This is a genomic window from Actinomadura terrae (assembly GCF_022751215.1).
Taxonomy (GTDB): Bacteria; Actinomycetota; Actinomycetes; order Streptosporangiales; family Streptosporangiaceae; genus Spirillospora; species Spirillospora terrae.
In genome coordinates this window covers 709,395-722,744 of record NZ_JAICDG010000004.1, presented here as the reverse complement: position 1 = coordinate 722,744, position 13,350 = coordinate 709,395, and the positions used below count along the sequence as shown (strand labels likewise).

Sequence of the window (13,350 nt, the reverse complement as noted above, 5' to 3'; positions counted from 1 at the left end):
ATCAAACTGAATACACCGTCCGCAGTACCGAGCGGCCTACGAGCGCGCCGCTTGTCGGTGTGTTTGGGGAGTTCGGCATCGACGCTTCGGCCTGTCGTGCCCGCACACGCGGGATGGACGGCCGAAGCCCCGGCCTCCCGACCTAGCCAAGGGCCGCTGCGTGTTCTGGCGTGCGTCAGGGGCGGTGCTCGTCGGGCTTGAGCGTGGTCGGAAGGTCGTGGACGTCGTGAGGGCTGTGGGAAGCCGTTGCCCCGTGGCGCCAACCCTCGTCGGCGGTAGTGCGACACGCCTGTGCCGCCCGAGCCTGTCGGGCGCGCGTGCGGGGCGCGCGGAAGCGAGAGCTGCACGCCCGCATCCTGGAGACAGGGTTCGCCGCTGACCGGTTGCGTCGTGAGGGCGCGCTCCCGGAGGACTACCGGCCGGACGGGCCGCACTGCCCGCTCTGCCGTCAGGTTCTCCACCAGGGCGTTCGCCAGCGAGCCGATGCCATCTACTACTCACAAGCCTGTGGATCCGCCGCCTACCGCCGTCGCGACCAGCGGCAGACCATCCCGGCTACCGAGACCCAGATGCCGTGCTGGCCACCGTGCACCCTCACCTGCGGCCGGTGTCCGCACCAAGGTCGCCTGCGGTGATGGCCTGCTCGTCGCGTTGGACGGACCGTGCCCAGGAACCTGCACCGACCACCTGTTACGGCGCGGCGGCAGCGACACCTCGGGCAAGGTGTAGTCGATGCCGAACAGCTCTTTTATGAGCACTGTCACCAGGCCAAGCGTCCACGGCTGGTCATCGGCGTAGCCGTGTGCAGCCAGGCCACGGTTCAAGTCGGCTTCCAGCTTGGCGAACTATGCCTCGCCCGGTCCCGGTCGCCCGTGCGTGCCCGTGGACGGCGACGCGGACGACCCTCAGCAAATCACTGCGCCGCCTGCAACCGGACCCGCACTCGACACGCATGCCCGGTGTCGGTCATCCCGCCCCCTGGGGATATCTGGCCATGTCACCGGCATACGCCCCCGCTGCCAGGCGGTGTACCCACCCAACCGCCATGACTTATTAACCCTGGTTAGCGGCCATCTTCAAGGGGAGAGCTCACCGAGGGGTTCCACCACCAGGTGATGGCGGGGATGGGCAGCGGCCTCATGAAGTCGTCGTCGTCCGGGCTGTCTTTCCAGGGGGACGGCGGGGCTTCCCGGTGGGCATTTTCGGTGGGACGGACGTTGGTGTATCTCTCGCACGACAATGCCCAATCCAGATGGCCTCGTATGTAATGCGCCAGGCCGGCTGCGTATCTTCGTAGGTTCTCGTGGACGTCTTGGGACGACGTCACCTGGTCGCGCGTGTGCAGGAACAGGCACATTACTCGATCGCGCATCGCCGTGGCCGCGTTTAGCGCTTGGGCAGGTTCGATGCCTCTTTCGGCTGCGATGACGTCGACGATGTTGAGGCGGTCGTGGGCCCGTCGTATTTCCTTGGCTCGGGAGATGAAGTCGTTGTCCCACGCCACCAAGAAGTGAGCCATTTCTATCAGGGCTTGTACTCTGGGACGTGCGAGGTCGGAGGATGCAACCTCGTACCCGCCGACTGTGTCGACGAGGGCGAGAACCGGGCTCATGCCGATCGCGCGCATCCACATGGCGACATACTCATTGAGGCCAGGAAGTTTATCTCTGTGACGGTAGACCGCTTCCCAGGTAACACCGAAGAAGAACGCGCGCATTCCCTCGACCCAGCGCTGGAACTGCGCGGGGGAAGCAATTGCCTTCCATCCGCTTGCAATCTCGCGCGATGCTGTTACATACGCGTCTTCGTCGGGCCAACGAATCTCCGGATGCTGGATGGCGCTGAGGATGATCGACTGTTTTCTCGTAAGCTCGCTCAGTGGCATGGGGAGTTCGTCGAAGCAGGCGTCGTCCAGGGCGAAGAATGCGATGTACTGGCGGGTGGCGTTCGCTAGTGCGTTCTTGTGGCCGCCCGGCATGGTTCTGGCGGCGAGCTCTCCGAGGTTCGCGCGTGAGAGGCGTTTCCGCTGTTCCTCATCCGGTTCGAATCCCTGGATTGAAAGCCAGTCCTCTGCCAGGGCGTTGAGTTCGGCGGCCCAGGATGAGGAGGCGGGCGCTATCGGGCAGTAAAATGGTCGTACGGCGAGTAGGTCTGGGGCCTGGCCGACGTTCACTGATCCCTCCGGAGTTTCCTGTTTTCGCGCTGCCTGGCCGCGAGGAGATTATGACTTGGCCGTTTTGGCGGCGCTATCGGCGTCCCGGGTTCGCGCGACGACTCGCATCCGGAGGCCGTGCGGGTTCAGGGACATGGCGGTGCGGACGCGGCGGCCGGGCACGGATTCGAGGTGCCAGCGGGCGGTGATGGTCGCGAGAGCGAGGGCGGCCTCGGTTATTCCGAACTGCTCTCCCATGCACTTTCGGGGTCCCGCGCCGAACGGTACGTAGTGGCTGACCGGCGGCTGCGACGTGGATTCCCACCGGCTTGGATCGAAGCTCTCGGGGTTATCGTGGAGGTCGCCGCGATGGTGGATGATATATGGGGAGAAGATTATCGTGGTGCCTGCCAGAATCCGATGTCGGCCGAGTTGGGTGTCGGTGGTGGTGATACGGGAGAACATCAGTGCGGGCGGATAAAGGCGCAGGGTCTCGGCGATGACGCGATTGGTCAGGCCGAGGTGCGGCAAGTGTTCGTATCTGGCGGGGCCGTCTCCAAGCACCTGACGCACTTCGGTGTAGAGCTGGTCTTCGATATGCGGATGCCGGGCGAGCAGATGCAGGGACCAGGCCACAGCGTTCGCGGTGGTCTCGGAACCGGCGACGAAGAAGGTGATGACGTTGTCGGCGGCCTCCCGGTCGGTCAGGCCGTGGCCGTCGCCGCCATCGGCGACGTCGCGTGCCGACAGCAGCCGGGACAGCAGGTCCTCGCCTTCGGGCGGCGCGGCGCGGCGGTCGGCGATGGTCGCGTCGAGTGTGGTCCGCAGGTGGGTGAGCGCTCGTTGGTAGCGACGGTTGCCCTGGGTCGGAATCCGGTTCAGCGGCGCGGGCATGACCGACCGCCGGAAGATTCCCCTCATGATCACGACGAGGTCGTCGACCGTGTCGCCGAGGGCGTGCTGCGGTAGTGCGCTGGAGAACATCGTCTCCGTCAGCACCCGCATGGTGAACCCGAGCATCTCGGATGGCACGTCGAGGATCTGCCCGTCCGCCCAACGATCGGTGAGCGAGGTGATCTGATCGGTCATGGTCTGCGCGTAACCGGGGAGGTTGGCGCTGTGAAGCGCATGCCCGGTCAGGCGCCGCTGCCTCCGATGCCGATCGCGTGTGCAGGTGATAACACCGTCGCCGCCCAATTCGCGCAGGCGCCTGTAGATGGCACCGCCTTTGTCGAAGGTGCGGTCTCCCCGCAGTACTTGGCGGGTCAGTTCGGGATCGCAGACCACCACCGCCCTGACAGGTCCCAGACGGATTTCGACGAGATCTCCGTAGTCGGGTAGCGCGGTGAGGAATTCATGGGGCCGGTGGAACAACCGCGGCGCATGCCCGACCAGCGGCAGGGCACCGCGCGCCTTGGGGATGTCCGGAGACTTCATGGCTACTCCGTCCGAACTGTTAGGCCGCTCTCCACCCGTGGAGATGGCGAATATCGCGAGCTATGCCGAGTGTTACACCGACAGGTCGGGACCGGTCCCGACCTATCGGTAAGGTAAGGCCCGCCTGACACAAGGGCGAGATTCCTGCTGCATGACGAGTGCGGCCGCCGCGCTGGTCGCAGTCCTCGGCCTCCCGAGGCGCCGAGGGTTCAGTGTGGTTTGAGGGGTGTCAGGGAGCGTCGTGTCCGCCGCGTTGATCTGGTCACCTGGTCGCGGGCGTGCGCGGTGGCCACTGTGACCGCGGGGACTGGTCGTTGGGGGCGGGGGCGGCGGGCTTGTGGGGGTGTCTCAAACTATGGTTAGGGTTGGGTTATATGGCCGGAACGATGCGAAGTGCTCGTCCGGCTTGAGGGGGTGGGTCCTGCCGTGGGGTTGACAGGGGGATCCATCCGAGTTCGGAGGCGCGGTCAACCTCCTGGTTCCGCGGTCGTAAAGACCTTGTCACGCACCCGACGTCTTGCATGGTGGACGTCACAGCCGATCCAGACGTCCCGCCCGGTACCGTTGTGAACAGCATGGACGGCCCAGCACAGCGCACGCTGCTCATCACCCTGACCGGACGTGACCGCCCCGGCGTCACGTCTCGGCTGTTCCGTACCCTCGCGGAGTTCCCGCTGACGGTCGCCGACGTGGAGCAGGTCGTGATCCGCGGCCGACTCGTGCTCGGCGTGCTGCTCGCCTACACCGAGGGCGCCGACATCGGACGGGTGTGGAACGCCGCCGAGAAGGTCGCGACGGACCTCGACATGGAGGTCGAGCTGTCCACCGGCCGCAACAAGCGGATGCCGAAGCGGCGCGGACGGCTGCACGTCACGGTCCTCGGCGCGCCGCTCGCACCGGCCGCGATGGCGGGGATCGCCAGCCGGATCGCCGCCAACGGCGCCAACATCGATCGGATCGAGCGGCTCGCCGCGACCCCCGTCACCTGCATTGAGCTGGACGTCTCCGGCGCGGTCCCCGACGAGCTGCGGGCCGGGCTCGCCGCCGAGGCGGCCGAGCAGCAGGTCGACATCGCGGTCCAGCGCGGCGGCCTGCACCGGCGGGCGAAGCGGCTGATCGTCATGGACGTCGACTCCACCCTCATCCAGGGCGAGGTGATCGAGCTGCTCGCCGCCCACGCGGGGTGTCTGGACGAGGTCGCCAAGGTCACCGAGGCCGCCATGCGCGGTGAGCTGGACTTCGAGGGGTCGCTGCGCGAGCGGGTCGCGCTGCTGGCGGGGCTCGACGCCGGCGCGATCGAACTGGTCCGGGGCGAGCTCCAGCTCGCGGCCGGGGCGCGGACGATGGTCCGCACGCTGAAGCGGCTCGGGTACGCGTTCGCGATCGTCAGCGGCGGGTTCACGCAGGTCACCGACGCTCTGGTCGACGATCTCGGCATCGACTACTCGATGGCCAACACCCTGGAGATCAAGGACGGCAAGCTCACCGGCGGCGTCACCGGGCCCGTGATCGACCGGGCGGGCAAGGCCGCCGCGCTCGAACGCTTCGCCGAGCAGGCCGGGGTGCCGCTCAGCCAGACGGTCGCGATCGGCGACGGCGCGAACGATCTCGACATGCTCCAGGCGGCCGGGCTCGGGATCGCCTACAACGCCAAGCCCGTCGTCCGCGAGGCCGCGGACACGACGGTCAACGTGCCCTATCTCGACACGATCCTGTTCCTTCTCGGCATCTCGCGCGAGGAAGTCGAGGCGGCGGACGCCGGGGCCTACTGAGTCCCCTGGGGCACCCGAGCCTCCTGAGTCCCCGTGGGGTACCGGAGCCTACTGGGTCCCGGTCGGGGTATTGGTGATCAGATAGCGGGTCGCCGGACAGCGGAGGCAGGGTGCTCAAGCGTGCGCGGGACGCGTACGCCCAGGTGGAGGGGCAGATCGCGCCCTTCTATGGGCTGGCCGCCGCGCTCGCGATGGCGCTGCCGCTGGTCGCCGGGTCGCTGACCGGGCGTGCGGCGGAGGGCTCGGTGATCGCGCTCGGCGCGTACCTGGTCGCGCTGCGGGCGCCGGAGGGGCCGTACGGGGCGCGGGCCCGCGACCTGGCCGGGGGCGTCGTCCTGGTCGCGCTCGGCGCGGGGGTCGGCGGGGCGCTCGCCGGGCACACCTGGCCCACGGTGATCGTGGTGCCGCCGCTGATCGCGCTGGGCGTCGCGGTCCCGCGGATCGGGGCGACGGCGGGGCTCGCGGTGCTGCTGAGCGCGGTCCGCCCGCCGTCCGCCGATGTTGTCCACACCGGCGTGCTGGAGCTGGTCGGCGGGCTGCTCACGACCGCGCTGCTGCTCGCGCCCTGGCCCGCGCGGCGGCTGCGGCCGCTGCGGGAGGCGCTGTTCGAGGCCGCAGACGCGGTCGCGCTGACGCTGGACGCCGTCGCGCAGGACATCGGCGCCCCCGACGAGAGCCCCTTGGAGGACGTCCACCCCGATCTGCTCGCCGTCACCCGCAAGCCCGACTGGGAGCGGTGCCGGCGCGACGCGTCCGAAGCCCTCACCGCGGCGCGCGGCACCTACGCCCTGTACCGGACGGGACGCGGCGGCGGCGACCCCACGCGTCCCGAGCGGTTGATCGACGCGTTGTCGCGCGTCCTGCACGAGACCGTGACGTTGCAGGCCGTGCTGGAGGCCGCGCGGAACTACCCGCCGGATCGCGAGTGGGAGCTGGAGGCGCAGACCGCCGTGTCCGCGCTGGCGGCGCGGCTGCGGCTGCTGGCGGGCGCGATCGAGACGTGGGGCGAGGCGCCGCTGGGAGGGGAGGAGTCGGCGGCCGTCCGGCGGATGGGGCGGGCCGCCGAGACGATCAGGCGCGCCGGGCTCGCCGGGGACGAGGACCTCGTCGCGGTCTCGCTGATCGGCCAGGTGCGGCGGTCGATCGACCGGATCGCCGGTGAGGTCGCGTCCGCGCGGCGGATCATCGCGGGCGGGCTGCGCATCGGGTTCGGTCCGCCGCGGATGCCGGACGCGCCGCATCCCGTCTCGGCGCTGGAGCGGCTGCGCAAGGCCGTCCGGACGCGGTCGCCGACGTTCCGGCAGGTCTCGCGCGTGTTCGTGACGGCGCTGGTGTCGATGACGCTGGCCGCCGCGCTGCACCTGCCGCACGGGCACTGGATGACGATCACGGCGATGCTCAGCCTGCGCGCCAGCTACGGCGAGACCGTCGACCGGCTCGTCCAGCGCGTGGGCGGCACGGCCGCGGGCTCGGTCGTCGCGGCGCTGCTGCTCACGCTCGCGCCGGGGCGCATCTCCACCGCGCTGCTCCTCTCCTGCTTCGCGCTGCTGGGGTTCGCGTTGCGTCCGGTGAACTTCACCTACTGGGCGTTGTTCGGGACGCCGCAGGCGATGCTGCTGCTGGACTTCACCGTCCCGGCCGACTGGCACACCGCGGGCGAGCGGATCGGGCTCACCTTCGCCGGGACGCTGCTGTCGTTCCTCGCGGTCTCGCTGCTGTGGCCGACCGGTCATCGCGAGCGGCTGCCCGTCCAGTTGTCGCGGCTGCTGTCGCTGCACGCCGACCTCGTCCGGGCGGCGGCGGACGTGACCGGCGGCGAACGCGTCCGGCTCCCGCACGAGAAGATCGTCGCCGCCGAGCAGGCGGCCGAGGCGGTCGCCGAGACCCGGACCCGGCTCGGCCACGAACGGGTCCCCGACGCGTTGCTGATCAACAGGCTGGACACCGTCGTCCGCGCCGCGCACCGGATCCGCGACCACCTGATCGCGGTCGCGCGGATCTCCCGCGAGAAGGCGCCCGACACCGGGCCCGTCCCCGAGATCCTCGACCGCCTCGCGGACACGTTGGAGGAGGCCGCCGCCGCGCTCAAGGAACCGGCGGAGGAGCGCGAGCTCCCGTCCCCGGTCCGGGAGCTGGACGACGAGCTCGCCGGGCTCGACGACTACCTCTCCACGCTCACCCGCCGCCGCCGCGCCGAGATCAAGTCGGGCGTCGACCGGGACGAGCTGACGCCGCTCCGGCACGCCCTCCTCCAGGTGTCGGGCATCCGCTACACGATCAGGGCGCTGCGCCGCGACACCGGACGCGTCATCGACGGATCGTTCGCGGCCGGGTCGTCCTAGTCCTCGTCCTTCGGGGTTCGGACGGTCGTCAGCGTTCCGGTGCCGGGACGTGCGTCCGCCCACGCGCCCGGCAGCTCGATCACCGCGAGCGCGCAGGTCGGGAACGCGTCCGGCGCCCGCCCGGTCAGGTCGTGGACGAGGTGGTGCACCGACGGGTTGTGCCCGATCAGCAGGAGCCTGCCCGCCTCGGCGGGGGTCTCGGCCACGAGCGCGAGCAGCTCGTCGGGGTCGTTGTCATAGATCTTCGGCTCGAACGTCGTCGCCGCGTCGATCTTGAGTTGGTCGAGGGTCTCGCGCGTCCGTACCGCGACCGAGCACAGCACCCGGTCGGGGACGAGGTCGTTCGCGCGCAGCCACTCCCCGGCCGCGGCGGCGTCGCGCCGTCCGCGGTCGGCGAGGGTGCGGTCGATGTCGGGAATCTCCAGGCCGGAGACGGCCTTGGCGTGGCGGAGCACGATGAGCGTCGGCATGGCGCCACCCTAGGTGTTGTCCCGTCTTGGCCGGCAGCGACCTGTCGGCTGCACGCGTATGCGCCTGAGGTTGCACGCGTATGCGGTTGAGGTGTTAGGAAATGCGACTGCGATTGGTGAATGCGCCCGTAACCCGCGTTAGTGCAGGCGCTCGACGAACGGCTTCCTTCCGTGGCCGGACGGGGTTCCGGGGTCGCGATGGATGATCTCGCCCGTTGCCAGGACCGTCCGCGTACCGGGTGCCCTGGACAGACCCCTGACGCTGACCCCGTCCTGCGGGTCGCGCGAGGGGCCGTACACGACCGTCCAGACGCCGTTCCGGAAGTGCGCGTAGCTGGCGGCGCCCGGGTTGTCGCCGCCGAGCCACACGCCGCCCTGGCCGTCGTCCGTGATGGGCGCGTTGGCGTTGGAGAACCCCGAGGGGAGCGGGATCTCCTGCCAGGAACTCCCACCCGTCCAACGGAGCAGGGTCTGGGGGAAGCCGTTCGGTCCGGCGATCGCGAAGGCCCAGGCCAGTGACCTGGAGATCGGGAGGATGTGTCTGATGCGGTAAGCCGCGCGGGTTTCGTCGGGGGGTGCGACGGCGACACTCGTCCAGGAGCGGCCGTCCCAGTGGATGCTGAGCGGGTACTCCCTTCCCGTCCCGTCGAGGGCTCCCCCGCCGATCCACACGTCACGGGACGACCGGACGGCGACGATCCGAGCGATGATAGCTGGGGGCGCGTTAGTGGAGGCGCTCAGTGAGGGGCTTCTTCCCGTATCCGGTCGGAGATCCGGCGTCGGAGTAGAGGATCTCGCCCACCGCAATGATCGTGCGCGTGCCGGGCACCCTGGCCAGGCTCATGGCGTCGACCCTGGCCTGCGGGTCGCGTGCGGGGCCGCGCATGACCGTCCAGACGCCGTTCCGGAAGTGCGCGTAGGCGGTGGACCCGTAGCCTCCGCCGCCGATCCACACACCGTGCCGGCCGTCGTCGGCGAGGGCCGGGCCGACCTGGGGGACGTCGTCGGGGAGCGGGAACTCCTGCCAGGAGTCGCCGCCCGTCCAACGGAGCAGGACCCGCCTGGAGGGCATCACGTCCCAGTTCCGATAGGCCCAGGCCAGTGACCTGGAGACCGGAAGGATGTGCTTGACGCTCTGGCTCTCGCGGGGCTGGTCGGGCGGCGAGACGGCCACCTTCTTCCAGGAGCGCCCGTCCCAGTGGAGGCTGTAGGGCAGCCGGGTCTGCCTCTCGTCGCGGTACCACCCGCTGATCCACACGTCGCGGGACGACCGGACCGCGACCTGCTGCGCGATCCCCGTCTCGGGCACCGGCACGTCCGCCCGGGCCCACGCGCCGTTCTCCCAGTGCAGGACGAGGGAGAGGTCGTGCACCACGTCCACGAGCACCGCCCAGGCCGTCCCGTCGGGCGCCGCCGAGATCGAGTACGGGCCGACCCAGATGGGGAAGCTGAAACCGGGCTTGGTCGGGATCTCCGCCGGGCGCCAGGTGGAACCGTTCCAGAAGGCGCTGTAGCTGGTGCCGTAGCCCATGAGCCACAGGTGGCGACGGTCCGCCGCCATGACGACGCCTCCTCCGCCGAAGGGCTCCGGGATGGGGAAACGGCTCCAGGCATGTCCGTCCCAGCTGGCCAGGGCGAGGTTGTAGGCCGTCCCTCCTAGGAGGCCCCCTGCCCATCCCCAGCGGCGGTTCACGACGGCGACTTCGTTGAGGGAGGCGACGTCCGCCCCGAGGGATATCGGCATGTCTCGCCAGGTCGGGGTGGATGCCGCCGAGGCGGCCGTCTGGCCGAGGATGGGGGTGGCGGCGACGGCGGCACCGGCCGTGAGGATGGTCCGGCGGCTGAGGGGATTGGGCGACATCCGGGCTCCTGAGGTCGGACGGGGGAGCATCACCCGCGACCGGGGACCGTCACCCGCCACGGTGCCCGCCGTTCCGGCGGCTCCTCAAGGTCCGCATCCGGCACGGCCGGAAACGGCAACCCGCGTAAACCGGGCTTCACCTGCGAAGCTCGGCCGCCCTCCAAAAACGGACAAGCCGAATGGAGGTTTTGTCAGGAGTGTTCGTGCCGGGGGAACCGCTTGGGGGGTCAGGGGGCGACGAGTGCCGCGAGGCCCCAGAGCAGGAGCATGATGCCGAGCATCCCGCCGAGCACGAGCGCGAACCCCTTGGGCCCGGACATCGCCGACTTCCCTCCGCTCGCCACCGTCCACCTCCACGCTTCGTCGGCCGGCCGTCGTCCCGGCGCGTTCACGTACAGCGTATGACCACCCCCGCGTGCCCACGACAGAGGGCCGGTGCCGCCTCGCGCGCCACCGGCCCTCGATCTCGCCTATCCAGGACGGTCAGCCCTTGTTGGCCGCCGACCCCTCACCCGCGGGCTCGGCCTCGGTCTCGCCGTTGCGCGGCTCGACGACCGACGCGCCGCCGAGGGACCCGGACGTCCCCGGGCCCTCCGCGGCCGGCGGCGTGGCCGGGGTCTCGGCGATCGGGTCGGCGCGCCGCTTGGACACCACGATCGCCGCCACCACGATGCCGACCGACACGACCGTCACGCCGATCCGCAGCGGGACGTTGCCCGCGTAGGTGACGACGGCGTCCGCGATCAGCAGCGCGACCAGGTTCATCACCTTGATCAGCGGGTTGATCGCGGGACCGGCGGTGTCCTTGAACGGGTCGCCGACCGTGTCGCCGATCACCGTCGCCTCGTGCGCCTGGCTGCCCTTGCCGCCGAGGTGCCCCTCCTCGACGAGCTTCTTGGCGTTGTCCCAGGCACCACCGGAGTTGGACAGGAACACCGCCATCAGCACCCCGGCCGCGATGGCGCCGCCGAGGAAGGCGCCGAGCGGCGCGTACCCGAGCGCGAAGCCGACCGTGATCGGCGTCATGATCGCCAGGAGGCCGGGGGTGGCGAGTTCGCGCTGCGCGTCCCGGGTGCAGATGTCCACGACCCGGTCGTAGTCGGGCTTCTCGGTGTAGTTCATGATCCCGGGCTTGGTGCGGAACTGCTCGCGCACCTCCACCACGACCCGTCCGGCCGCCCGTCCGACCGCCATGATCGCCAGGCCGGAGAACAGGAACACGACGGCCGCGCCGATGATCAGCCCGATCAGCACGTTCGGGTTGTCGATCGACAGGCTGAACACCTTGAAGTCGCCGAGCGCGTCCTTGGCGTCGGCCGAGGCGTCGCCGAGCGCTTCGACGACCGTCGTCCGGAACGAGCCGAACAGCGCGGTCGCGGCCAGCACCGCCGTCGCGATCGCGATGCCCTTGGTGATCGCCTTGGTCGTGTTGCCGACCGCGTCCAGCCGCTCCAGCACCGACGCGGCCTCGCCCTGGACGTCGCCGGACATCTCGGCGATGCCCTGCGCGTTGTCCGACACCGGGCCGAAGGTGTCCATCGAGACGATGACGCCGACCGTGGTCAGCAGCCCGGTCCCGGCCATCGCCACCGCGAACAGCGCCACGGTGGTGTTGCCGAAGCCGAGCAGGAACGCCCCGTACACCGCCGCGCCGATCACGAGCGCGGTGTAGACGGCCGACTCCAGCCCGAGCGAGATACCGGACAGGATGACGGTCGCCGGGCCCGTCCTGGCACTGTTGGTCACTTCCTGGACGGGCTTGCGGTTCGTCTCGGTGAAGTAGCCGGTGAGCAGCTGGATCGCGCTCGCCAGCACGATCCCGATGATCACGGCGCCGAGCGCGACCCAGCGCGGATCGGCGTCCAGGTTCCGGATGTCGGGGTCGGTGACGCCGGACAGGTCGGCGAACGACGAGGGCAGGTAGGCGAACGCCGCGATCGCCACCAGCACCGCCGAGATGATCGCCGAGATGAAGAAGCCCCGGTTGATCGCGGACATCCCGGACCGGTCACCGTCCCGGGGCGCGACGGCGAAGATCCCGATGACCGCGGTGATCACGCCGATCATCGGCACGATCAGCGGGAACACCAGGCCCTCGGTGCCGAACGCCGCGGTGCCGAGGATCAGCGCCGCGACCAGCATGACCGCGTAGGACTCGAACAGGTCCGCCGCCATCCCGGCGCAGTCCCCGACGTTGTCGCCCACGTTGTCGGCGATGGTCGCCGCGTTGCGCGGGTCGTCCTCGGGGATGCCCTGCTCGACCTTGCCGACCAGGTCGGCGCCCACGTCCGCGGCCTTGGTGAAGATCCCGCCGCCGACCCGCATGAACATCGCGAGCAGCGCGGCACCGAAGCCGAAGCCCTCCAGCACCTTGGGCGCGTCCCCCTTGTAGGCGAGGACGACGACCGCCGCGCCGAACAGGCCGAGCCCGACCGTGAACATCCCGGCGACGCCGCCGGTGCGGAACGCGATCCGCATCGCCGTCTTCTCGCCGCCCTTCTCGCGCGCGGCCGCGGCGACCCGGACGTTGCCCCGGACCGCCAGCCACATGCCGGTGAACCCGGTGACGGCCGAGAAGATCGCGCCGATGACGAAGAAGACCGAGCGTCCGATCCGTTCGGACGTCGAGTCGGCGGGTAGGAACAGCAGAACAAGCGGGATGAGCACGACGAAGACGCCGACCGTTCGGAACTGGCGTTTCAGATAGGCGCTCGCGCCCTCCTGGACCGCCCGCGCGATCTCCTGCATCTTCTCCGTGCCCTGGCCCGCGGCCAGCACCTCGCGTACCAGACCTGCGGCGACGGCCAGTGCCAGCAGTGCGATCACGGCCACGACGACGACCAGGGTGAGGTCGCCGCCGCCGAGATCCACGTCTGCGCTGGCCGGGCTTGACAGGGAAAGCCCAGACATCCGTCCTCCTCGACAGGGGCGTTGCGCTCTAGGACCGTCAAAAGACGATCTTTACCGCGTACCCCGCGAGTCATGATTTCGAACGCCTCGCACGGCAGCGCGGGTTCCGGGAGTCTACGCAGGCGGCATGCGAATGAGAAGGCCGCGACCTCCTTTACAGAGATGTCACGGAAAAGCAATGAGCGTTACGCCGGAAATTGACCTTTAAGTGCCGTGCTTCGGCATCGACGCAGGTCAGCGGCGGGCAGTAAGCCCTTGCCTCGCAGACACCTTGACGCGTCCACGCCGCATCCCTCCGCATCAGAGTCACCGGCGCTCCCCATTTAAGCTAGGCATTATCATGGGAAATGTCCAGACCCAAAATCGCGGCAAATCAAGATCGACCCCCAGAAGATGCCACACACCC

General features: G+C 69.7%; 8 protein-coding genes. 2 read left to right on the top strand and 6 right to left on the bottom strand.

The features are described from left to right. Positions 1 to 1,063: 1,063 nt before the first annotated feature. On the bottom strand, positions 1,064 to 2,173 hold the full coding sequence (locus K2F47_RS27925; RefSeq protein ID WP_242908499.1) for a terpene synthase family protein: 1,110 nt from the start codon (positions 2,171 to 2,173) through the stop codon (positions 1,064 to 1,066). Positions 2,174 to 2,221: 48 nt separating this feature from the next. Further along, on the bottom strand, positions 2,222 to 3,589 hold the full coding sequence (locus K2F47_RS27920) for a cytochrome P450 (protein WP_242908497.1): 1,368 nt from the start codon (positions 3,587 to 3,589) through the stop codon (positions 2,222 to 2,224). 575 nt (positions 3,590 to 4,164) lie between these two features. On the opposite strand from K2F47_RS27920, the gene serB reads away from it, so the two are divergent. Continuing rightward, a complete protein-coding gene (gene serB / locus K2F47_RS27915; protein ID WP_242908495.1) occupies positions 4,165 to 5,361 on the top strand; it encodes a phosphoserine phosphatase SerB in 1,197 nt (398 codons plus the stop codon). A 110-nt stretch (positions 5,362 to 5,471) separates the two neighbouring features. Next, entirely contained in the window at positions 5,472 to 7,703 is a 2,232-nt protein-coding gene (locus K2F47_RS41535) for an FUSC family protein (protein WP_242908494.1), read from the top strand. Here K2F47_RS41535 and K2F47_RS27905 read toward each other — a convergent pair. From K2F47_RS27905 to K2F47_RS27890, 4 genes are all read right to left on the bottom strand, one after another. After that, positions 7,700 to 8,173, bottom strand: a complete 474-nt coding sequence (locus K2F47_RS27905; RefSeq protein WP_242908493.1) for a SixA phosphatase family protein — start codon at positions 8,171 to 8,173, stop codon at positions 7,700 to 7,702. The two genes, K2F47_RS41535 and K2F47_RS27905, sit on opposite strands and share 4 nt — an antisense overlap. Before the next feature lie 138 nt (positions 8,174 to 8,311). Then, a complete protein-coding gene (locus K2F47_RS27900) occupies positions 8,312 to 8,845 on the bottom strand; it encodes a hypothetical protein (RefSeq protein ID WP_242908492.1) in 534 nt (177 codons plus the stop codon). A 52-nt stretch (positions 8,846 to 8,897) separates the two neighbouring features. Then, on the bottom strand, positions 8,898 to 10,034 hold the full coding sequence (locus K2F47_RS27895) for a hypothetical protein (protein WP_242908491.1): 1,137 nt from the start codon (positions 10,032 to 10,034) through the stop codon (positions 8,898 to 8,900). A 483-nt stretch (positions 10,035 to 10,517) separates the two neighbouring features. Continuing rightward, the gene (locus tag K2F47_RS27890) at positions 10,518 to 12,944 is read right to left on the bottom strand and encodes a sodium-translocating pyrophosphatase (RefSeq protein WP_242908490.1); all 2,427 of its coding nucleotides are present in this window, start codon (positions 12,942 to 12,944) and stop codon (positions 10,518 to 10,520) included. Positions 12,945 to 13,350 lie beyond the last annotated feature (406 nt).